This is a genomic window from Variovorax sp. GrIS 2.14, from assembly GCF_046115955.1.
Classification (GTDB): Bacteria; Pseudomonadota; Gammaproteobacteria; order Burkholderiales; family Burkholderiaceae_C; genus Variovorax.
On record NZ_JBJXIA010000002.1, the window covers coordinates 188,802 to 210,194 of the forward strand.

At 61.1% G+C, this 21,393-nt stretch carries 19 protein-coding genes; 11 read left to right on the top strand and 8 right to left on the bottom strand.

What is annotated here, in order from left to right; translation table 11 throughout:
• Window positions 1-6: 6 nt before the first annotated feature.
• The 4 genes from RCH10_RS04700 to RCH10_RS04715 form a co-directional block, all read right to left on the bottom strand.
• Window positions 7-984, bottom strand: coding sequence for a beta-ketoacyl-ACP synthase III (locus RCH10_RS04700; protein WP_409051480.1), 978 nt, complete (start codon window positions 982-984; stop codon window positions 7-9).
• The gene (gene plsX, locus RCH10_RS04705) at window positions 984-2,036 is read right to left on the bottom strand and encodes a phosphate acyltransferase PlsX (RefSeq protein WP_187052731.1); all 1,053 of its coding nucleotides are present in this window, start codon (window positions 2,034-2,036) and stop codon (window positions 984-986) included. The genes RCH10_RS04700 and plsX overlap by 1 nt, the downstream gene beginning before the upstream one ends.
• A 97-nt stretch (window positions 2,037-2,133) precedes the next feature.
• Window positions 2,134-2,316 carry a 50S ribosomal protein L32 gene (gene rpmF / locus RCH10_RS04710; protein ID WP_409051481.1) on the bottom strand — a complete coding sequence of 61 codons (183 nt, stop codon included), beginning with the start codon at window positions 2,314-2,316 and terminating at the stop codon, window positions 2,134-2,136.
• Between the two features lie 121 nt (window positions 2,317-2,437).
• The gene (locus RCH10_RS04715; protein WP_409051482.1) at window positions 2,438-2,986 is read right to left on the bottom strand and encodes a YceD family protein; all 549 of its coding nucleotides are present in this window, start codon (window positions 2,984-2,986) and stop codon (window positions 2,438-2,440) included.
• A gap of 36 nt (window positions 2,987-3,022) precedes the next feature.
• Between RCH10_RS04715 and RCH10_RS04720 the strand changes: the two genes are divergently transcribed.
• From RCH10_RS04720 to RCH10_RS04730, 3 genes are read left to right on the top strand one after another with little or no spacing between them, the layout of a single operon-like run.
• Window positions 3,023-3,604: a Maf family nucleotide pyrophosphatase gene (locus RCH10_RS04720; RefSeq protein WP_323496682.1), complete on the top strand. Its 582-nt coding sequence runs from the start codon at window positions 3,023-3,025 to the stop codon at window positions 3,602-3,604.
• Window positions 3,601-4,359, top strand: coding sequence for an SAM-dependent methyltransferase (locus RCH10_RS04725; RefSeq protein ID WP_409051483.1), 759 nt, complete (start codon window positions 3,601-3,603; stop codon window positions 4,357-4,359). The genes RCH10_RS04720 and RCH10_RS04725 overlap by 4 nt, the downstream gene beginning before the upstream one ends.
• A gap of 2 nt (window positions 4,360-4,361) precedes the next feature.
• Window positions 4,362-5,531 carry an MFS transporter gene (locus tag RCH10_RS04730; protein WP_409051484.1) on the top strand — a complete coding sequence of 390 codons (1,170 nt, stop codon included), beginning with the start codon at window positions 4,362-4,364 and terminating at the stop codon, window positions 5,529-5,531.
• A 45-nt stretch (window positions 5,532-5,576) separates the two neighbouring features.
• Here the strand turns inward: RCH10_RS04730 and RCH10_RS04735 are convergent, their stop codons facing one another.
• Genes RCH10_RS04735 through RCH10_RS04750 form a run of 4 tightly spaced genes read right to left on the bottom strand, consistent with a single transcriptional unit; the run spans window position 5,577 to window position 8,751 of the window.
• Complete coding sequence (locus RCH10_RS04735) at window positions 5,577-6,620, bottom strand: S49 family peptidase (protein ID WP_409051485.1); 1,044 nt, start codon at window positions 6,618-6,620, stop codon at window positions 5,577-5,579.
• A gap of 12 nt (window positions 6,621-6,632) precedes the next feature.
• Entirely contained in the window at window positions 6,633-6,998 is a 366-nt protein-coding gene (locus RCH10_RS04740; RefSeq protein WP_409051486.1) for a Rieske (2Fe-2S) protein, read from the bottom strand.
• Window positions 6,995-7,681 carry an HAD family hydrolase gene (locus RCH10_RS04745; protein ID WP_409051487.1) on the bottom strand — a complete coding sequence of 229 codons (687 nt, stop codon included), beginning with the start codon at window positions 7,679-7,681 and terminating at the stop codon, window positions 6,995-6,997. Before RCH10_RS04745 ends, RCH10_RS04740 begins: the two co-directional genes overlap by 4 nt.
• Window positions 7,678-8,751 (bottom strand): RluA family pseudouridine synthase, encoded by a 1,074-nt coding sequence (locus RCH10_RS04750; RefSeq protein WP_409051488.1) that lies wholly within the window; start codon window positions 8,749-8,751, stop codon window positions 7,678-7,680. The genes RCH10_RS04745 and RCH10_RS04750 overlap by 4 nt, the downstream gene beginning before the upstream one ends.
• A gap of 553 nt (window positions 8,752-9,304) precedes the next feature.
• Between RCH10_RS04750 and RCH10_RS04755 the strand changes: the two genes are divergently transcribed.
• From RCH10_RS04755 to RCH10_RS04790, 8 genes are all read left to right on the top strand, one after another.
• Window positions 9,305-12,553, top strand: a complete 3,249-nt coding sequence (locus tag RCH10_RS04755) for a ribonuclease E/G (protein ID WP_409051489.1) — start codon at window positions 9,305-9,307, stop codon at window positions 12,551-12,553.
• Between the two features lie 536 nt (window positions 12,554-13,089).
• Window positions 13,090-13,812: a sugar transferase gene (locus RCH10_RS04760; RefSeq protein WP_187052740.1), complete on the top strand. Its 723-nt coding sequence runs from the start codon at window positions 13,090-13,092 to the stop codon at window positions 13,810-13,812.
• Complete coding sequence (locus RCH10_RS04765; protein ID WP_323496690.1) at window positions 13,809-15,251, top strand: mannose-1-phosphate guanylyltransferase/mannose-6-phosphate isomerase; 1,443 nt, start codon at window positions 13,809-13,811, stop codon at window positions 15,249-15,251. The genes RCH10_RS04760 and RCH10_RS04765 overlap by 4 nt, the downstream gene beginning before the upstream one ends.
• A 20-nt stretch (window positions 15,252-15,271) precedes the next feature.
• The gene (locus RCH10_RS04770; RefSeq protein WP_187052742.1) at window positions 15,272-16,258 is read left to right on the top strand and encodes a GDP-L-fucose synthase; all 987 of its coding nucleotides are present in this window, start codon (window positions 15,272-15,274) and stop codon (window positions 16,256-16,258) included.
• Window positions 16,255-17,379 (top strand): GDP-mannose 4,6-dehydratase, encoded by a 1,125-nt coding sequence (gene gmd, locus RCH10_RS04775; protein ID WP_409051490.1) that lies wholly within the window; start codon window positions 16,255-16,257, stop codon window positions 17,377-17,379. Before RCH10_RS04770 ends, gmd begins: the two co-directional genes overlap by 4 nt.
• A 10-nt stretch (window positions 17,380-17,389) precedes the next feature.
• Window positions 17,390-18,901, top strand: coding sequence for an oligosaccharide flippase family protein (locus RCH10_RS04780; RefSeq protein WP_409051491.1), 1,512 nt, complete (start codon window positions 17,390-17,392; stop codon window positions 18,899-18,901).
• Complete coding sequence (locus RCH10_RS04785; RefSeq protein WP_409051492.1) at window positions 18,898-20,172, top strand: hypothetical protein; 1,275 nt, start codon at window positions 18,898-18,900, stop codon at window positions 20,170-20,172. Before RCH10_RS04780 ends, RCH10_RS04785 begins: the two co-directional genes overlap by 4 nt.
• On the top strand, window positions 20,169-21,392 hold the full coding sequence (locus RCH10_RS04790; RefSeq protein WP_409051493.1) for a glycosyltransferase: 1,224 nt from the start codon (window positions 20,169-20,171) through the stop codon (window positions 21,390-21,392). Before RCH10_RS04785 ends, RCH10_RS04790 begins: the two co-directional genes overlap by 4 nt.
• Window position 21,393: the final 1 nt, after the last annotated feature.

The window sequence follows — 21,393 nt, forward strand, 5'->3', positions numbered from 1 at the left end:
TGCGCGCTACAAACTCAGTAGCACCGCGCCCCAAGTGAAACCGCCGCCGACGCCTTCTAGCATGACGGTGTCGTTCTTCTTGACTTTGCCGGAGCGCACGGCTTCATCAAGCGCCAGCGGAATAGAAGCGGCCGACGTATTGCCATGCTCGTGCACGGTGACGATGAGTTTCTCAAGTGGCAACTTCAGCTTCTTGGCCGTGCCTTCCATGATCCGGATGTTGGCCTGATGCGGAATCAGCCAATCGATATCGGCTTCTGTCTTACCCGCTTTAGCAAGTGTGGCTCGCGCCGCATCTTCCAGCACGCGCACGGCCAATTTGAAGACAGCCTGGCCATCCATGTGCAGTAGCGGTGTTCCAAGCACCTTGCCGCCAGAAACGTGGCCCGGGACGCACAGAATGCCGACATGCTTGCCGTCGGCATGAAGATCGCTCGCAAGAATGCCGGGCTGGTCGCTGGCCTCGAGGACGACAGCACCGGCACCGTCGCCGAACAGGACGCAGGTCGTCCGATCGGTGAAGTCGAGGATGCGGGAGAACACCTCGGCGCCGATGACCAGCGCGCACCTCGCGGTTCCGGTCTTGATCAGGGCGTCGGCCACCGTGAGCGCATAAACGAATCCACTGCAAACCGCTTGAACATCGAAGACCGGGCAACCCGCGATGCCCAGTTTGTGCTGAAGGATCGCGGCGGACGAAGGGAACACCATGTCCGGCGTCGATGTCGCCACGATGATCAGGTCGATGTCGCTGGCCTTGCGGCCGGCCGATTCCAGCGCGTGTTTTGCAGCTTCGAGCGCGAGGTCACTGGCACCGATATGTGGCTCTGCAAAATGACGGGCATGGATGCCCGTGCGATCGATGATCCACTGATCGGAAGTTTCAATACCCCGCAGCGCCAGATCGGCTGCAAGTTCGTCGTTGGTCACCCGGCGCGGTGGCAAAAAGCTGCCGGTACCGGTGATGCGTGAAAAAGGAATCATCAAGCGTGGAGTGCCGCAGGTGCGACCGGCGCCGTCGAATCATGCCGAGCAAGCAGAGGCGCGGCATGGGCGATGCGGGTTCGCACGCGATCTAGCAAGTTGTTGCGAGCGGCATCATAAGCGCGATCCAAAGCGTGCCCGAAGGCCACTGCATCCGCAGAACCATGGCTCTTGAACACCAAGCCACGCAAGCCCAACAGCGCAGCGCCGTTGTACCTACGGTGATCCAAGCGACTTTTAAATGCTTTTAGAACCGGATACGCTACGACGGCTGCGGCTTTGGTGAAGATGTTGCGCGAGAACTCTATTCGAATGAACTCGCCAATCATCGACGCTACGCCTTCGCTCGCCTTCAACGCAACGTTGCCAACAAAACCGTCGCACACCACGATGTCGGTCGTTCCCTTGAATATATCGTTGCCTTCGACGTTGCCGTAGAAGTTCAAATCCTGCGAATTAGCAGCCATTCGAAGCAATTGGCTGGCTTTTTTTATCGTGTCGCTTCCTTTTATCGCTTCTTCACCAACGTTTAAGAGTCCCACCGTCGGGGATTCGTTGCCGGTAAGCGCCGACACGAGCGCGGAGCCAAGCACCGCGAACTGGAGCAGGTCCTCTGCATCGCAATCGATATTGGCACCCAGATCAAGCACGGTGGTGGCACCACCTTTGATGTTCGGCAACTGCGGCGCAATGGCAGGCCGGTCGATGCCATCCATTGTCTTAAGCAAATAGCGGGCGATTGCCATCAAAGCACCCGTGTTACCTGCCGAGATTGCGGCTTGCGCGGATCCATCCTTCACTTGTTGGATGGCGACCCGCATAGACGAGTCCTTCTTGCGCCGCAAGGCGACTTCGATCGGGTCGTCCATTGCCACCACTTCGCTTGCTTGGATAAGCGTCGCCCGCGGGTGTGAGAAACCGGCCAATGCAGCCGGTGCGCCCACCATCAGCAGAGCGGCTCCGGTATGCCGATCGAGAAAGGCACGACAAGCTGCAAGGGTGACGCTGGGACCGTGGTCGCCGCCCATGCAATCCACGGCAAGCGTGATCACAGGCGACACAACGGATGAGGCAGAAGACGTAGCCATCAAAACAAAGGCCCGACGCTACGGAAAAAGTAGCATCGGGCCTTGGCCTTGGCGTGCGAAATCAGGCTTCGGACTTGTTCTTGAGCACCTGACGGCCACGGTAGACACCGTTGGGGCTGATGTGGTGGCGCAAGTGCGTTTCGCCCGTGGTCGGCTCGACGGCGATGCCGGGAACCACGAGTGCGTTGTGCGAACGATGCATGCCGCGCTTTGAGGGCGACTTTTTGTTTTGCTGGACGGCCATGATGGCTCCTGGGCTGATAAGGGGGTGAGTGGATGCGCTTCAGGGCTGCAGGCCCCGAGACCGAAAGTGGCGCACGCGAAGCCCATGATTATAGCCCAGGCATTGAGGTTTCGCCAGTCGGCTACTCGCCCTTGCGTGGTCGCAAGGCGCCGAGCACGGCAAACGGATTGGGCTTTGCGGCCTCGGATTCATCGAAATCCGCGTCGACCACAGACAGTTTGACGGGCACAGGACAAACGTCGTGCACCGGGGTAATAGGGATTTCCATCAGCAACTCGTCTTCGACAAGCTCCTGCACGTTGAAATCGCGGCTGGTCACGAGGAGGTCTTCTTCGGAGCCATCGTCCTCGGCTTCAGCGGTGGCCTCGTCCGCCACGAAGCGGAACCAGCGGTCGACCTCCAGTTCGGTGTCGACCGGCGTCAAGCATCGCTGGCAAACCAGTGGCACGGCGGAGCTGGCGACGAGATGAAGCCAAGACGCCGTACCGCCGGTCGCGCCGGGGCGCTGTGCGCCATGCGCTTCCCATCGGACGGCAATGTCGTCGGCCGGGTCGGCAAGTTCGGACACTAGGCGCGGGTATGTTGCAATCAGGTCGACTGCCGCGAGCGTGCCTTCTTCAGCAGCAAAGCCAGCCACATCCAGCCGCGTGGGGGCGAATTCTCTGTTCATTAGCGCTAGTCTAGCGCTCCCGCACAATCGCGGTTCATGCAACGCACTCTCATTCTGGCTTCCACATCCCGATACCGTCGCGAACTGCTCGACCGCCTGCGACTGCCCTTCGAAGTTCACGCACCCGATGTTGACGAAACGCCACATTCGCAAGAGACGCCAAGAGCGCTTGCCGAGCGCCTCGCGCTTGAAAAGGCGAACGCCGTCGCCACCCGATTTCCCGAAGCCATAGTGATCGGTTCCGATCAGGTCGCCGACCTTGCCGGCGAAGCGCTAGGCAAGCCCGGCGACCATGCGCGCGCCACGGTCCAACTGCGGCGCATGCGCGGCCAGACACTGATATTTCAGACAGCAGTGGCGGTCGTGTGCCACGCCACCGGCTTCGCTCAGCGCGATATCGCTCCGGTGCGCGTCGTCTTTCGCGAACTCGACGACGACGCCATCGAAAACTATTTGCAGGCAGAACAACCGTACGACTGCGCCGGCAGCGCCAAAAGCGAGGGCCTGGGTATCGCGTTGCTCGACGCCATCGACAGCGACGACCCGACGGCTCTCGTCGGTCTGCCGTTGATTCGGACCTGCCGCATGTTGCGCGCCGCCGGGATCGAACTGCTTTGACGCCCGGCAAGCTCTATCTGGTCCCGGCGCCGCTCGACTTCGGTTGCGACGTCCAGGCGTCGCTGCAAGACGCGCTTCCGCTCGGCACGCTGCAGACGGCTGCGGGCATTACCCACTGGATCTGCGAAAACGCGAAATCTGCGCGGGCTTACCTGAAGCGCATCGACACCGTGGCACCACTGGCTGCACCGTTGCAGGCGCAGCAGATCCAAGAACTGCCACGGGAAGTTCACAAGAAGGGCGACCACGCCGGCCAATTCGATGCCAAGCCGCTATTGAAAGCTGCACTGGAGGGGCATGACATCGGTCTGCTCAGCGAAGCCGGCATGCCCGCTGTGGCCGACCCCGGCTCGTCGGTCGCACGCGCTGCGCACGATCTGGGAATTACCGTCGTGCCGCTGACAGGCCCGGTATCGCTGTTGCTGGCACTCGCAGCCAGCGGGTTGAACGGCCAGAACTTTGCCTTCGTCGGCTACCTCCCCCAGGATGCAGATGCCCGCAACCAACGCATTCGCGAGCTCGAAACGCTGGCGTTGCGCACCGGGCAAACGCAGCTCTTCATCGAGACACCGTATCGCAACACTGCGATGCTCCAGGCGTTGACGCAAACGCTGCAGCAAAACACACGGCTCTCAGTGGCCCGCGGCTTGACCTTGCCGACGGCGAGCGTTCGAAGCGACACGGTTAAAGCCTGGCGCGCCAATACGATCGCCGTGGATGAACGTTTACCCGCGGTCTTTGCGATCGGACGCTAGCGTTGGGTGCTGCATCAACCATCGTTCGGGCAGTCGAAGGCGTCACCGCCATCACCCGTTGGGCGATCCGCTCGCAGTTCTTTTTCTCCGGGTTCATCTTCGCGACTTGGGGCGTCCATGTGCCGACCGTAAAGGCGCACTACGCCATCGACGAGGCGCAGTTGGGCTTTGCCATGCTCGCAGCCGGTTTCGGCGCGCTGGCCGGCTTGTCGCAGGCAGGCCGCCTGATCGGCCGGTACGGCGGGGGGATCGTTGGCGCGCTGTGCGGATGCGTCTATGCGCTGCTGCTGGCCGGCCTGCTTTCGATGCCCGGCTACGCGTCGCTGCTGCTGTTGCTGGCCGGCTTCGGCCTCGTGACGAGCGTGTTCGATGTGGCCATCAACACCGAAGCCGCGCAACTCGAATTGCGCAGCGGCAAGACATTGATGAGCGGCCTGCACGGCATGTTCAGTCTCGGCGGCATGGCCGGCGCCGTCAGCGGCAGCGCAGTGCTCGCTGCGGGTTTGTCGCCTCGTTGGCACTTGATCTCGGTAGCGGCCGTGATGGCGCTCGGCATCGGTTTGTCCGCAGCTTGGATGTCTCCGAAGGCGCCCGCGACGAGCGCACCGCCTGAGCCGGGCTCTCGACTGCCGCCCGGCGCACTCGTGATCCTGGGTGTGCTGGCCGCGCTCGGATTGATTGCCGAAGGCGCCATATACGACTGGAGCGTGCTCTATCTTCAGCAGGAGCTCGGCAGCCCGCAGCAGCAGGCGGCGCTCGCGTATGCGAGCTTTTCGGGAGCGATGGCGGCGGCGCGTTTTGCTGGAGATGCCATGCGCGCTCGTTTTGCGCCCGCCGTTCTACTGCGCTGGAGTGCCATGCTGGCAGCGGCATCGATGTCCGTCGTATTGATCACCGAGATGCCGTGGCTCGCTCTGGTCGGCTTTGCTGGCGTAGGCGTGGGCTTTGCCAACGTCGTGCCGATCCTGTTTTCCGCTTCAGCACGTGTGCCTGGCGTCGAACCTGCGCGCGGCATCGCAGCCGTATCGGCTGCAGCCTATCTGGGATTCATGGCCGGGCCACCGGTGATCGGCCTGCTTGCCCGACTCGGCTCCCTCACTGCGGCTTTGTATGTCGTCGTCGTGTTCGCCGTGGCGCTGGCGGCTTCAGCCCGCTACGCCAACGGCCGCTGAAATTGCCAGCGATCCAACTTGGCCTGACGCGGCTTTCAGCGCAACTTATCGCAGAGCAGGCACCGTGTGCAGCGCACGAATCGAGGCATCGCCCATCGCAGCGCCGAATTTCTTGGCGAGCTTCTCGGCCACGTTGTCGCGACGCGTGTAGTCGATGACTTCTTCGGACTTCACGATTTCGCGCGCCACGTAATCGACATTGCCCAGCTGGTCGGCCAGGCCAAGATCGATGGCTTGCTGACCGCTCCAAAACAAGCCACTGAACAGGCCCGGCGTGTTCAGCTTGAGCCGATCACCGCGGCCGGTCTTCACCACGTTGATGAACTGATCGTGGATCTGGTCGATAAGTTGTTGCGCATGCGCGCGTTGCGCGTCGTTGACCGGGCTGAACGGATCGAGAAAGCCCTTGTTTTCGCCGGAAATGATTAAACGTCGCTCGACACCGAACTTCTCCATGGTGCCGGTGAAACCAAAACCGTCCATCAACACGCCGATGCTGCCGACGATACTTGCCTTGTCGACGAATATCTTGTCGGTTGCCGCAGCGATGTAGTACGCAGCCGAGGCACAAGTTTCTTCAACTACGGCGTACACAGGCTTGTTGTACTTGGCCTTCAGCCGCTTGATCTCGTCGCTGATGATGCCGGCCTGCACCGGGCTACCGCCGGGCGAGTTGATCAGCAGCACTACCGCCTTCGCTCCATCGTCCTCGAACGCGGTCTTCATCGCAGCGACCACGAATTCGGCGCTCGCATCGGCGCCGTTGGCGATCTCTCCCTTGATCTCTACGACTGCCGTGTGCGACGTGGTCTTGGCGGTCGTCGGCGTGGCGCGCGACACTCCAAACCACACCAGGAAGATGAAAAAGAGCAACCAGCTCAGCCGCACGAACGTCTTCCAGCGGCGCGTCGCCTTTTGCTCTTTCAACGATGCGAAGGCAAGCTTCTCGAGTGTCGCGCGCTCCCAACCGATCGTCTGTGTCGGATCGCCTCTGCCTGTGTTCTTCGGAGCGCTGTGGGGAGGTGGAACGGGCGCTGCGGGATCAAAAGGCTCAAAACCTTCAGGTTCCGTGCGGTTCGGGTCGGTCATGTGGAAAACGGCTTAAAAGCCCAGAGGTTGGAGGTTCCAATCAGTATGCCAGTGCACCACGCCGCCACTCTCGCCGAGGGTGATCTTGACGAGGCCACCGCGGCACGGTCCACCGGCGCATTGCCCAGTGTGCGGCGCATAAACGGCGCCATGCGTTGCGCACATCAGCCACTGGCCGCTGTCATCGAAAAATCGGTTGGGCTGGAAGTCCATTTCCATCGCGACATGGCTGCACCGATTCAAGTAGGCATGCGGCACACCATCGAAGCGGACCGCGAAGCCACGGCAGGTCTCGCCGGCATAAACGACATCGAACGGCACTGCACGGTCGCCTTCCACGAGGTCGGACGAGTTGCACAAGGGGATCGCCCGGGTCATGCGTTGGCTGCCAGCCACCCCTGCAGGTCCGCAACCGAATGCGCAGTGTGGAGAGGCTTGAACGCATCGAACGCCGCTGGTTCATGGGCACCATAACTCACGCCGACGCTGGCACAGCCCGCGTTGATCGCCAACTGAAGGTCGTGTGTCGTGTCACCGATCATCAAGGTGCGCTCAGGGGCAACGTCGAATTCTTCCATGAGTTCGAGCAACATGCGGGGATGCGGCTTGCCCGCAGTCTCGTCGGCCGTGCGCGAGGCGTCGAAGCGATCGCGCAGCGCAACCGTTGCCAGCGCATCGTTCAATCCGCGACGCGACTTGCCGGTGGCGACCGCGAGCTTGTGGCCGCGCGCACGCAGCGCGTCGATCATCTCCAGCACGCCATCGAAGAGCACCAGATCGTCCTGGTGCTGCAGATAGTGATATCGGTAGCGGGCACCCAATTCGACGTACTTTTCTTTCGGAACGTCGGGAGCGGCGCGCGCCAGCGCTTCCGCAAGCCCCAGGCCGATGACCCAGGCCGCGTCGTCCTCGCTCGGCTTGGCGCCGCCGACGTCGATCACCGCCGCCTGGATGCAGCGCGCGATGAGACGCGTGGAGTCGTAGAGCGTGCCGTCCCAATCGAAGGCGATCAGGTCGAAGCGGAGGGGTCTGGAGGCGCGCGAATTGATGGAATCGGTCATGCGTGGGATGTCGGGGGCGGATGTTGGGCGAGTGCGTCGAGCGCCGATGGCGGCATCAGCGCGTGAAGTTCGGGAGGAAGATCGGTCTGCAATGAAACGCGCTCGCCGCTTGCCGGATGTGTGAACTGAAGACGCCAGGCATGCAGAAACATTCGCTTCAGCCCGAGCTTCGCCAAAGCGCGCTGTCGGTCGGATTCGCCGTACTTGTCGTCGCCCGTGATCGCATGGCCAGCCGAAGCCAGGTGAACCCTGATCTGATGGGTGCGTCCGGTCTTGATGGTCACGGCGAGCAGCGACACCGGTGCCGCATCTCCAGGCAACGTGAGCCGCGCGAGCACTCGCACCAGCGTAACGGCGCGCATTGCATCCGGGTGGTCCTTGGCAACCACCCGCACACGGCGCTCTCCAGCCTCCGGCGCGCCGTCTTTGCCGGGCAGCAGGTATTTGGCGAGTGGCGCGTCCAGCACCTTCTTATTCGCAGGCCAGGCTCCTTCGACGAGCGCCAGATAGGTCTTGCCAGTTTCACGTTCGCGAAATTGTTCTTGCAACGCGGTCAGCGCACTCCGCTTTTTGGCGACCAGCAGAATTCCGGACGTGTCGCGATCCAACCGATGCACGAGTTCCAGAAACTTCGCCGTCGGACGCGCGCTGCGCAATTGTTCGATGACGCCAAAGCTAACGCCGCTGCCGCCATGCACCGCCACGCCGGCAGGCTTGTCGATCCCGAGCAAGGCGTCGTCTTCCAGCAGCACCGGAAACTGCCTTCCCGGTGCGGGCCTGGCTGCGTTTTCTTCCACGCGTGCAGAAATGCGCACCGGCGGTAGCCGCAGCACATCGCGGAATGCGATCCGGGTCTCGGCTTGCGCCCTGCCCTTGTTGATACGCACTTCGCCGGAGCGAATGATCCGGTAGATGTGGGTCTTGGGCACGCCCTTCAAATGGCGGAACAGAAAGTTGTCGAGTCGCTGCCCGGCCGACTCTTCATCGACTGTCAAAAATTTGACAACCGAATCCGGCGAGCCCGTTTCAGTGGCCTCGGAGGCTGGCTTAACGCCTATAATATTTTTCACCAGCGCGGTCATGTAAGTGCTTGATTAGACAGAAGTTTAGAGCACCCAAACCCGCGTTGTGAGGTCGATGCCGCTTTGGTGTTGAGTTCGCAAGCCAAGCGCAACGGCGCACGGCGGCGGGCAAAACGTCCAAGTCAAGCCGACGCCCACGAAACACCGATACGGAATACCCAGCAAATAGCCTTCCAGCTTTTTGCGGATCGAAGCGAGTCCCTTGTGTTGATGCTGCTGATTCAGATCTGCCTGCGCTGCCCCACCTGGCTAAAGCCCGGTTGGCCAGTGGCCTCGGGCATTGAATCGCCTGCAGCGCGCGCCACCCTTGCGCACCCCGCCGTCGAACCGATGGCAAGTCAACACCGAATCTGGCTCGCACCCATCCACGCGCCCCCACCCCGCTTGTCGTTGAGCTGACGCTCAAACGGCTGACCGCGCTCGTCGCGGAAGGCTGGGACATTTGGGGCCAAGCGGCAATTCCTTCGTTTCGCAGGCGTCGTCCGTGCATCGTTGGCTCGTCATGAGCCGGTCAGAACGATACGAACAAGGACAACCCAATATGAAGCGGATGTTGATCAATGCCACGCAGCCTGAAGAGCGCCGCCTGGCCATCGTCGATGGGCAAAAGCTCCTCGACTACGAGATAGAAATCGAAGGACGCGAGCAGCGCAAAGGCAACATATACAAAGCCGTCGTGACGCGCGTCGAGCCTTCGCTCGAAGCCTGTTTCGTCGACTACGGCGAAGACCGCCACGGCTTTCTTCCGTTCAAGGAAATCTCCAAGCAATACTTCGCCGAAGGCGTGTCGGCCAGCCAAGCCCGCATCCAGGACGCTATCCGTGAAGGCCAGGAACTGGTCGTTCAGGTTGAAAAGGAAGAACGCGGCAATAAGGGCGCTGCACTGACCACCTTCATCTCGCTGGCCGGCCGCTATGTCGTGCTGATGCCGAACAACCCGCGTGGCGGTGGCGTTTCGCGTCGCATCGAGGGCGAAGACCGGGCTGAGCTCAAGGAAAACATGGACCAGCTGGAGTACCCGAAGGGTGCCAGCATCATCGCCCGCACCGCCGGCATCGGCCGCTCCGCACCTGAACTGCAGTGGGACTTGAATTACCTGCTCAAGCTGTGGACGGCCATCGATGGCGCATCGAAGGGCGCGAAGGGCGCTTTCCTGATCTATCAAGAGTCGAGCCTTGTCATCCGCGCTATTCGTGATTACTTCAATCACGACATCGGCGACATCCTGATCGACACCGACGACATCTACGAGCAGGCGCAGCAGTTCATGGCGCACGTCATGCCCGAGCACGCAGCCCGCGTGAAGCGCTACCGCGACGACGCGGCGCTGTTTTCGCGCTTCCAGATCGAGCATCAGATCGAATCGGCCTACGCGCGCACAGTGCAATTGCCGAGTGGCGGCGCCATCGTGATCGACCACACCGAAGCACTGGTGTCGGTCGACGTCAACTCGGCCCGAGCCATCAAGGGCGGCGACATCGAAGAAACCGCCACCCGCACCAACCTCGAAGCCGCCGATGAAGTGGCTCGCCAGATGCGCCTGCGCGATTTGGGCGGGCTGATCGTCATCGACTTCATCGACATGGACGAGTCAAAGAACCGCCGCGAAGTCGAAAGCCGCCTGCGCGATGCGCTGCGCCAAGACCGCGCACGTGTTCAATTCGGCTCGATCAGCAAGTTCGGCCTGATGGAAATGAGCCGTCAGCGCCTGAAACCGGCACTGAGCGAAGGCTCGTCGATTCCTTGCCCTCGCTGCGGCGGCTCGGGCCACATCCGCGATACGGAATCCAGCGCGCTGCAGATCCTGCGGATCATTCAGGAAGAATGTCTGAAGGACAACACGGCCGCGGTGCACGTTCAAATGCCGGTCGAAGTCGCTTCGTTCCTTCTGAACGAAAAGCGCCCCGAAATCGCCAAGATCGAACTCAAGCAGCGCGTGACCGTGCTGATGGTGCCGAACAAAACGCTCGAAACGCCGAACTACCGGCTCGAGCGCTTGAAGCACGACGACCCGCGCCTCGACCACATCGAAGCCAGCTACAAGATGGCCGAAGAAATCGAAGATCCGACTTCGGTCACGCGTCGCTCGCAAGAGCCGACCAACAAACAAACGCCGATCATCAAGGGCGTGCTGCCCGATGCACCGGCTCCGGTTGCAGTGCCCAAACCTGAAGTCGTGCGCGCAGCACCCGTCGCGGCTCCGGTGGCGGCGGCGCCAGCCCCGGTCGCGCCTGCTGTGATTGCCAAGGCGCCTGCAGAAACCGGCTTCTTCGCCAAGCTCAAGAGCTGGTTTGCCGCACCAGCAGCACCCGTGCCAGTACCAGCACCTGCCGTCATTCCGGTGGAAGCGCCCAAGCCGGCGCGGCGTGATGGACGTCCGTCACGCGATGGCGAAAGCCGCGGAGCGCGTGAAGGCGAGCCGCGCCGCGGTGGACGCGGTGGCGAAGGCCGCGACCGCGGTAATGGTCGCGATGGCGAACGCCGCGGTGGACGCGGCGGTGAGCGTCGCGACGGAGAGCGTCAAGGCGGAGAACGCCGCGAGCCGCGCGAAGGTCAAGTCGAAGTGCGCAGCGAAGCGCAAATCCGGGAGCCTCGCGAAGCGCGTGAGGGACGCGAACCACGGGAACCGCGCGAAGGCCGCGCCCCGCGCGATGGCGAGCGCCGTGGTCGCGGCGGACGTCGCGATTCGGAAGTGCGCACGGACGCCCCTGAAACCATGGAAGGCACTGCGCTGGAGAGTGTGGCCGCAACGCCGCAAGCACTGGCTGGTGAGCCTGGCGCAGCGCCATCCGAACGCGCGCCGCGCGGACGCGGTGAGCGCCGCGATCGCTCGGACCGCAACGACCGTGGCGATCGAAACGATCGCAATGCAGATGCGCCGCGTGATGGAGGCACCGATGCGCCGAACGACGCCGTCGCCGATGGCAGCGTCGAGGGCGCTCCGAGCGGCGAGCGCAGCACGCGTGGCGGACGTGGCGACGAGCGGTCGTCCCGTGGTGAACGCGGTGAGCGGGGTGAGGGCCGCCGTGAACGGCGACCGGAAGACGGCGCTCGCCCTAGCGAGGACCCGGCTCAAGGAGCAAACCCTGAACTGATGGGCGAGCCCTCCGACGCCAATCAACAGGACGACGCGATCGGCACCGAAGCGCCACGGCGCGAAGGCGACGACCGTCGCGGCCGCTCGCGCGACCGGTTCGGTCGTGACCGCCGCGAAAGGGCGCCACGCGAAGGCGCGGAAGAGGCTGGCGTTACTGCGCTTGCTCCGGATTCGCTCGTGCACGCTGAGTCGTCTGACGAGCGAGCCGAGCCGCTCGCACCGACGTCGTACTTTGCTCCCTTCCGGGCAGCGGCAGCCCAGGCACCAGCCCCTGTCGCGCTTGCCGCTGAGACGCCGCAATCGGCGGGCGGTGTTGCTGAAACAACCGCAATCGCTACGGCGCCGGTACCAGCGCCAGCAGCAATCCCGGCGCCTGCACCCGTGAAGGCATCGACCGCTCCTCAAGCTTCACGCGCTCTGCCGAAGGTTCAACCGTTCGAACTACCTCTTGCGGAATTGGCGCAGGTCGCCGAAGGCTCCGGACTGCATTGGGTGAACTCCGATGCCGCACGGATCGCCCAGGCACAGGCAGCCATGGCTGCGGAGCCGCGGCCGGCGCACTTGCCGCGTCCTCGCCCACCCACTGTTGTGCTGGAAGAAGGTTCTCTGGTGCTGGTCGAGACGCGTCGCGACCTTGCCGGCATGACGCTTCCGTTCGAGCAAGCCGCTCAGCAAATCGACTCGGCGCGCTAAGAAAGCGCTTTCCGTTTTACCGAAAGGGCGGCACTTGCCGCCCTTTTTTTGTTTGAGGCCAGCCATGAACACTGGCCGCGCTGGTCGGGCACGGGTGCTGCAAAGGCAATCTGTCGCTCAATGGCTTAGCACTCGCTTAGCTCCACAACCGGTAAAGACGCCGGCTGCAGCCCGCTGCCGAGCCATACAGCCAGTGGAGAGTCGTTTCGGCCCGATTTGTTCCCTCACAGGTTTTTGAGTCGATACGGGTAATCCACGAGAACTAATTGGCATAACGGCGCGCCAAAGCAACATTTTTTGTCCGGCCCCATTAACATCTTGTCATACAAAAGGACTACACTAAATCCATCGAATGTTGCGGCGCATCAACCCGTTGCAACATCGTGGGCAGAGGGTAACTCTCCGATGTTGGTCGGAAGATGTACGGCATTTGCTGACAACACAAGCCCAAGCGGATGTGTTCGAATTCTTTCGTATAGTAGTAAAGCGTTACACTGCCGCGCTGGTGGGCAGAAACCCTTTTTAGGGGGACTTTCATGTTTCGTACCGACTCAAACGCAGATGGCAATGTCGTGCGGCGCCCGACGCCAGGAGGCGGCGGTTCGCCAGCCTTCCCGGCCCCGGTCCAGCCCAAGCGGCTTAGCACTGCTCAGCGTGTCACCAAGCGCGCTGTGGATGTCCTTGGCGCGCTCGTTTTCTTCGCATTGTTCGGCCCGCTCTACCTCCTGGTGGCACTTTGCGTAGCGGTCAGCATGGGAAGACCCGTGCATTTCTGGCAAAACCGGCTTGGCGAAAGAGGCCAGCGGTTCCGCTTCTACAAGTTTCGCTCCATGGTGCACAACTCGGAAGAAGTGCTCGACGATTACCTGAGTCGCAACGATATGGCCCGCACAGAATGGGACACGTTTCAAAAGCTCGAGAAAGATCCACGCATCACGCCACTGGGGCAATTCATTCGCAAACTGAGCCTCGACGAAATTCCGCAATTCTGGAACGTGTTGAAGGGTGACATGAGCCTCGTCGGCCCGCGCCCTTGCATGGAACGTCAGCGTTCGTTGTATGGCAAGCATTGGCCACATTACTGCTCGATGCGCCCTGGAATCACAGGTCTGTGGCAAGTGAGCGGGCGCAACAAGCTGTCTTACGCCAAGCGCGTAGAACTCGATGCGCAATATGTCAACAACTGGTCCTTGATGTTCGACGTCCAGATTCTGGTTCGGACAGTCAAGACTGTGATTACGGGAGACGGATCGCGATGAATCCAATCAAGCCGGTCATCTTGTGTGGCGGCGCAGGGACCCGGCTTTGGCCCTTGTCGCGCAAGGCGCTTCCCAAGCAGTTCGCACCCTTGCTCAATGGCAAGAGCCTGTTGCAGCTGACGTTGGAACGACTGCGTGTACTCAACGCCGAAGTGATGTGCGTCGCTGCAGAAGAGCATCGCTTCCTTGTCCAGGAAGCGATCGATGCAGCTGCAGTGCACGGCACCCAATTGCTCGAACCAGTTGCACGCAACACAGCTGCTGCTATGGCTATCGCTGCCCTGCTGTGTGAGCCGGATCAGTTGATGTTGTTTGCACCGGCCGACCACCACATCCCCGATGCGGAAGGCTTCGCCGCTACGGTGCGCAGCGGCATCGAAGCTGCGATGGCCGGCAACATCGTCACGTTCGGAGTGGCGCCTACTTTCCCAAGTACAGGCTATGGCTACATCCGCCAAGGCGACGCGCTCGGTTTGGACGGCGACATGGCGATCGCGCGCCGTGTCGATGCCTTCATCGAAAAACCGGTGGCTGCGGACGCCGTTCAGTTGGTATTGGCCGGCGGGAATTTTTGGAATGCGGGCATCGTGCTGGTTAGGGCCAACGTCCTGGTAGATGCCCTGCGCGCACACGCGCCCGACATTTTGGAAGCCTGCAAATTGGCCACCGCTGCGCCTGAGCAGGATGGCAGCTTCCTGCGAATGAACCGAAGCGCATTCGAGAGTTGCCGCAGCCAGAGCATCGATTATGCGGTGCTGGAACAGTGCGACCACGTCGCGGTCGTCCCGTTCGCAGGGGTCTGGAGCGATGTAGGCAGCTGGAACGCAGTTGCAGAGCTCTATCCGGAAGATGCTGACGGAAACCGGGTACATGGTCACGGCTTTTCAGTCGACTCGCGTAACACGTTCATCCATGCACCGAACCGTCCAGTCGTTGCGCTAGGCACCGACGATCTCATCATCGTCGACACACCGGACGCAGTGCTTGTTGCCCACGCGAGCAACGCAGAGCAAGTGAAGAATGTCGTGAACCTACTTGTTTCCAATGGGCAGGTTCAGGCCACCGAACACAGACGCGTCGCGAGACCCTGGGGGGCGTACGACAGCGTCGACAACGGCGAGCGTTTCGAAGTCAAGCGGCTGAGTGTCAAACCCGGTGCAAAGCTCTCACTGCGCATGCATCACCACCGCGCCGAGCATTGGGTGGTCGTCAAAGGCACCGCTCGCGTGACACGCGACAACGAAACGATCCTGCTGCGCGAGAACGAATCGATCTTTATCCCGCTTGGTAGCGTCTATCGACTCGAGAATCCGGGAAAGATCCCGCTCGAAGTGATCGAAATCCAGTCCGGGAGCTATCTCGGCAAAGACGACATCGTGCGCTTCGACGACAACTACGGTGTCGTCATTCCTGTCACCGTGCCGCGTAAGCACGCATAACCGAACGCCTGGAGCACCTCATGAGCCTGCCATCCGACACATCGAAGCGAATTTACGTTGCCGGCCATCGCGGCATGGTGGGTAGCGCGATCGTTCGCGAACTGCACCTTCGCGGATTCATGAACATCGTGACGCGTACCCGCAGCCAACTCGATCTGACCAACCAGAGCGAGGTCAAAGCCTTCTTCAAGAGCGAGGCCGTGGACGAGGTCTACATGGCAGCGGCCAAGGTCGGCGGCATCCACGCCAACAATACCTACCCTGCCGAGTTCATCTATTCCAACCTGATGGTGGAAGCCAACGTCGTGCATGAAGCTTGGCGTGCAGGCGTCAACAAACTTTTGTTTCTTGGGTCGAGCTGCATCTATCCGCGACTTGCGCCGCAGCCGATGGCAGAGAACGCGTTGCTATCGGGTTCGCTCGAACCTACCAATGAGCCATATGCCGTCGCCAAGATTGCCGGCATCAAGCTGTGCGAAAGCTACAACCGTCAATACGGCACCGACTATCGAAGCGTCATGCCGACCAACCTGTATGGTCCCGGCGACAACTACCATCCGGAAAACAGCCACGTGCTGCCGGCGATGATCCGTCGATTCCACGAAGCGAAACTGGCTGAAACGCCGCAAGTCGTCATCTGGGGCACAGGCTCTGCCAAGCGCGAGTTCCTGTACGTCGACGACATGGCCAAGGCCTGCATTCACGTGATGGATTTGTCCGCGCACACGTACAAGGCAAACACCGAGGTCATGCACAGCCACATCAATGTCGGCACAGGTGAAGATCTTTCGATCGCCGACCTTGCGCGTCTGGTCGCCAAGGTCGTCGGTTATGAGGGCGAGATCGTTCAGGATGTGAGCAAGCCCGACGGCGCGCCGCGCAAACTGCTGAACGTCGACAGGCTGAACAATCTTGGCTGGCAAGCCAGTACCGAACTCGGAGCCGGCATCGCACTGGCTTACGAAGACTTTATCGAAACCACGCAATCTGTAGAGCACGCCCAATGACTTTGAAGAAAGCCCTGATCACCGGGATCACCGGCCAGGACGGCTCGTACCTTGCGGAACTGCTGCTTGAAAAGGGATATGAAGTGCATGGCATCAAGCGCCGCGCTTCCTCGTTCAATACCGAGCGCATCGATCATTTGCTTGAAGACGCACCGAACCACGATCGCCGTCTGCATATGCACTACGGTGACCTGACGGACACCAGCAATCTCACCAGCATCATCCAACAGGTCCAACCCGACGAGGTTTACAACCTCGGCGCGCAAAGCCATGTCGCAGTGAGCTTCGACTCGCCTGAGTACACCGCCAATGTGGACGCGATGGGCACGCTTCGTTTGCTCGAAGCGATTCGAATTCTCGGACTGCAGCACAAGACCCGCTTCTACCAGGCGAGTACCAGCGAACTGTATGGTCTCGTTCAGGAGATTCCGCAGCGCGAAAGTACGCCGTTCTATCCACGCAGCCCGTACGGCGTGGCCAAGCTCTACGCTTACTGGATCACCAAGAACTACCGAGAGGCCTACGGCATGTATGCCTGCAACGGCGTACTCTTCAACCACGAGAGCCCGCGCCGTGGAGAAACGTTCGTTACCCGCAAGATCACGCGCGGACTGGCCAACATCGCTCAAGGCCTAGAGCAGTGCATACACATGGGCAACCTGGATGCGCTGCGCGACTGGGGCCATGCGCAAGACTACGTCCGCATGCAGTGGATGATGCTGCAGCAAGAGGAGGCACGCGATTACGTCATCGCGACCGGCGTGCAATACAGCGTGCGCGAGTTCATCGCAAAGGCAGCCGAACAGCTGGGCATCACGCTCGGCTTCGTCGGCAAAGGCGTGGAAGAGAAAGCGATCGTTCGCAAGATTACCGGGGATAAGGCGCCTGCCGTCCAGGTCGGCCAGGTTCTAGTACAGGTCGAAGCTCGTTACTTTCGTCCCGCCGAAGTCGAAACACTGCTGGGTGATCCTTCGCTGGCAAAATTGGATCTCGGATGGGTGCCCCAAATCACCCTCGACGTCATGGTTGCCGAGATGGTGGCAAACGATCTCGACCGCGCCAAACGATATGCCTTGCTGAAGACACACGGCTACTCGATATCAGTCAGCAAGGAAGATTGAGCGCATTCCCATGGTGATTTCTCTACGCCGTTTTGCGAGCAACGCCGCACTTTCCGTGCTTCAGGTGCTTGTCTCCGGCGTTATCCTTTTCCTGTTGTATCGATATCTGCTCAAGCACCTCGGTGCCGAGCAGTTGGGCCTGTGGTCGGTGCTGCTGGCCAGCACGTCGTTCGCGCGACTGAGTGATTTCGGATTGACCGGCGGCGTCGTCAAGTTCGTCGCTCGTTATCGCGGCAAGGACGACCCGGTCGGTGCCTCGGAAGTCGTTCAGACCACCGTGTTGACCATCGCCGTGGTGATGGGCGTGGTGCTGGTGGCACTCTATCCATTGCTCATCCACATCCTAAACTGGACGCTTCCCGCAGCCTCTATTCACGAAGCACGCAGCATCCTGCCGTGGGCTGTGTTGAGTGTTTGGGTCGGGGCCATTGCCGGTGTGTTTCAGGCAGGAATCGACGGCTGCCAACGCGCGGGCTTGCGGCACATCATCTCCATCGGCGGAAACGTCTTCCTGATCGTTTGCGTCATCTGGTTCGTGCCCAAGTACGGTCTGGAAGCTTTGGCTCGCGTGCAAGTCGCGCAATGGGTTGTGGTCGGCATCGCCAACTGGGTTTTGTTGCGCTTCCTGATGAAGGAACTCCCATTGCTCCCATGGCGCTGGTCGAAGCCGCGTTTCAAGGAAATGCTTGGCTACGGCCTCAACTTCCAGTTCGTGATGATCGCCGTCATGCTGTGCGACCCGGTCACCAAACTCCTGATGAGCCGGTTTGGTGGCTTGAGTTCGGCAGCGTATTACGAAATGGCTAGCCAGCTCGTCATCCGTGTTCGGACGCTTCTCGTTTCGGCCAACGCAGTCATCGTTCCTGTCATCGCTGAACTCCAGGAGAAGTCGCCGGAGAAGTTGCGTGACGTTTACGTCCGTGCCTATGAAACGGTGTTCTTTCTGGCACTGCCGGTCTATGCGGGCATGTTCTTGCTTTTACCGTTGGTGTCGGACGTCTGGATCGGCCACGTCGAACCGCAGTTCATCGTCTTCGCCGCCATCCTGATCGGCACCTACTTCCTGAACAATCTGGAAGTACCCGCGTATTTCGACAACCTCGGGACGGGCGAACTGGGCTGGAACAGCGTGGCGCACTTCACTATGGCCGGGCTGAACGCCGCCCTGGGTGCGTTGTTCGGCTACCTGTGGGGCGCCGTTGGCGTCGCAGCAGGCGCATCGATTGCATTGCTGGTGTCGAGCGCCATGGTGCTGTGGTTTGTCAACCGCAAATACAAGGTGCCTATGCGGCAATTGATCCCGCGCGATCACCGTCTGATCGCCGTGGTGATCGGCTGCGTCACGATCGCTGGCATCGCCTGGCTGGCGTGGATCCAGACCCAGGGCCTCAGCATCCTCACGAACACGGGCATGGCGGTTGCGGCATTCGTCGTCGCGTACGTCGCGGTCGGCTGGAGGCATCCGTACCGCCATCAACTCGAGCGCTCCTGGCGCGACCATTTCTCGGGGACCGCCAAATGAGTACAGCCGTCGCATCGCCCATCTCGATCTCGCTCTCTTCGCTCCGCGTGATGTGGATCGCTATGGGAATGATCGCGGCCGTCAAGATCAATGTGATCGGCGAGATTTATATCGGCGAGGTGCTGGCCCTTGTCGCGCTGCCATTCCTGTTATTGAAGCGCAGAGTCGACAGGAACGTCGCTTTTGTTATCGGCCTCGCGGTGTTCTGGAGTGCGGGGCAGTTCATCTCCGACCTGATCAACCAGACCGATCGCAACCTGTCTGTGAAGGGTGTATTGGCACCCCTCGTGTTCGCGGCCACCATCGGCTCGACGATGATCCTTTTCGATCGCTACCCAAAGCGCATGCCATCACTGTTGCTGGGCGTTGCCCTCACGCTTTTCGTCGATGTGATCTTCACGCCTACGCCTGAGCAAATCTTCGAGCCCTGGAAATGGGGATACGGCGTCGCCACACTCGGCATCGGCTTGGTCTGGCTTTCGTTCTTCCGTGCGCGAAGCCTGTTGCTCATGAGCCTCGCGGTGCTTGCCTTCTTTGTCGCATGCATTCTTGCGAGCGCGCGGTCACTCGCCATGATCCCCCTCGCAGGTTTCGCGGCTTATGTCTTCTGGCACACCGACATTGCACGCGGTTTCAAGCGCTGGCTCACCGGCCGCTTCGGGCCTCTCAAGATCGCGGCGCTCGTCATCGCTGTAACTTGGGCACTGAACACCGGCCTGACAGCGTTTTTCTCATCCGGCGTGCTGGATCCGTTCCTTGAACCGACAGTGTCGGCCAAATACAAGCAGCAGGCTTCCGCCGACGTGGGGCTGCTTCTTGCCGGGCGTTCTGAATCACTCATTTCGATCCAGGCCTACCTCGACGCACCGATAGTCGGCCACGGTTCGTGGGCACAAGACAAATCCGGCTACATCTCGCGCTACACCGCGCTGTTGTACAAGCTGGGCATCAGCGACAACCTGAATAACGACGACGCGACCGACCTCGCGCTCATTCCTGCGCACTCGTATCTTTTCGGTGCCCTGGTGTGGAGTGGCTTGGCAGGCGGCATCTTCTGGATTGCCTTTACGTTCCGCGTCATCAAGCGATATTTGAAGTTCGCTACGCGCCTTCCGCTCTACTTTCATGTGGGCTTGGTCAACTTGCTCTGGAACCTATTTTTCTCCCCCTTTGGTGCCGACGCACGCTGGGCCGTCGCGGTGTTTATCGCGGCGCTGTTTGCGTGTTGCAACCAGTTGGGCAGAACCACCACTCAGTCGCCAGCCGCGTGAAACTCCTGCATCTCGTTTCCTCGATCGATCCCCGTGGCGGCGGCATTTCCGAAGGTGTCGTCCGCCTACAAAGCGCCTTGTCGCGGGCCGGCCATGAAGGCGAAATCCTTACGCTCGATGCGCCGGACGAGCCGTTCGTCAAAGCGTTTCCCGGGAAGATTCACGCGCTCGGCCCTTCGCGCGCCACTTATGCCTACACGCCTGGGCTCACCCCTTGGCTACGCCAGCATGCGAGCGAATACGACGCCGTCATCGTGAATGGCCTCTGGCAGTACACCGGCCTGGGTGCTCTGCGGGCGCTGGGTGCGCTGGGCGATGCCGCACCGCCTTATTTCGTTTTTCCGCATGGCATGCTGGACCCTTGGTTCAAGCGACGCTATCCACTCAAGCACTTGAAGAAATCGCTGTACTGGGCACTGGCGGAGTACCGGGTCTTGCACAACGCGGCCGCCGTGCTCTTTACGTGCGAAGAAGAAAGATTGCTCGCACGCGAATCGTTCTGGCCCTACCGCTGTGACGAGGCAGTCGTGTCCTACGGCACTTCAGAGCCGCCCGCTGAATCGAGCCACCTCACCGAAAGCTTTCTTCAAACCTTTCCGGCGTTGCGCGAAAAGCGACTCGTGCTTTTCCTGGGTCGTATCCACGAGAAGAAAGGTTGCGATCTTTTGATCGACGCCTTCGCGCAGGCAGCGGCCCGTTCGCCCGATGTGCATCTCGTCATGGCCGGACCTGACCAGGAAGGCTGGGTCGACGCTTTGCAGGCGCGTGCCCAGGAACTCGGGATCGCCAATCGCATCACTTGGGCCGGAATGCTCTCGGGTGACGTCAAGTGGGGTGCCTTCTATGCCTGCGAAGTGTTTTGCCTGCCGTCGCACCAGGAGAATTTCGGGATCGCCGTGGCCGAGGCACTTGCCTGCGGTCGACCCGTGCTGATCTCCGACAAGGTCAACATCTGGCGCGAAGTGGCTGACGATGCCGCCGGCCTCGTCGATACCGACACGCTGCCAGGCACTCAACAGCTGCTGCAACGCTGGCTCGATGCGACGCCGGCAGAAATGGCCGCGATGAGATCAGCCGCACGGCGCTGTTTCGAGCAGCGGTTTCGCATCGAGCAAGTCGCACAGAATCTGGTCCAGGCGATTCGCCAGTACGCGCCCAGCCTGTCGGTTGCGGCCACTGCTCAGAGTCCTGCGCAGGATGTGCAGGACGTAGGCGTTTGAA

Coding starts and splice junctions, on each gene's coding strand:
- RCH10_RS04700 (WP_409051480.1), bottom strand. CDS start 984: ATGATTCCTTTTTCACGCATCACCGGTACCGGCAGCTTTTTGCCACCG.
- rpmF (WP_409051481.1), bottom strand. CDS start 2,316: ATGGCCGTCCAGCAAAACAAAAAGTCGCCCTCAAAGCGCGGCATGCAT.
- RCH10_RS04715 (WP_409051482.1), bottom strand. CDS start 2,986: ATGAACAGAGAATTCGCCCCCACGCGGCTGGATGTGGCTGGCTTTGCT.
- RCH10_RS04720 (WP_323496682.1), top strand. CDS start 3,023: ATGCAACGCACTCTCATTCTGGCTTCCACATCCCGATACCGTCGCGAA.
- RCH10_RS04735 (WP_409051485.1), bottom strand. CDS start 6,620: ATGACCGACCCGAACCGCACGGAACCTGAAGGTTTTGAGCCTTTTGAT.
- RCH10_RS04740 (WP_409051486.1), bottom strand. CDS start 6,998: ATGACCCGGGCGATCCCCTTGTGCAACTCGTCCGACCTCGTGGAAGGC.
- RCH10_RS04745 (WP_409051487.1), bottom strand. CDS start 7,681: ATGACCGATTCCATCAATTCGCGCGCCTCCAGACCCCTCCGCTTCGAC.
- RCH10_RS04755 (WP_409051489.1), top strand. CDS start 9,305: ATGAAGCGGATGTTGATCAATGCCACGCAGCCTGAAGAGCGCCGCCTG.
- RCH10_RS04760 (WP_187052740.1), top strand. CDS start 13,090: ATGTTTCGTACCGACTCAAACGCAGATGGCAATGTCGTGCGGCGCCCG.
- RCH10_RS04765 (WP_323496690.1), top strand. CDS start 13,809: ATGAATCCAATCAAGCCGGTCATCTTGTGTGGCGGCGCAGGGACCCGG.
- RCH10_RS04770 (WP_187052742.1), top strand. CDS start 15,272: ATGAGCCTGCCATCCGACACATCGAAGCGAATTTACGTTGCCGGCCAT.
- gmd (WP_409051490.1), top strand. CDS start 16,255: ATGACTTTGAAGAAAGCCCTGATCACCGGGATCACCGGCCAGGACGGC.
- RCH10_RS04780 (WP_409051491.1), top strand. CDS start 17,390: ATGGTGATTTCTCTACGCCGTTTTGCGAGCAACGCCGCACTTTCCGTG.
- RCH10_RS04785 (WP_409051492.1), top strand. CDS start 18,898: ATGAGTACAGCCGTCGCATCGCCCATCTCGATCTCGCTCTCTTCGCTC.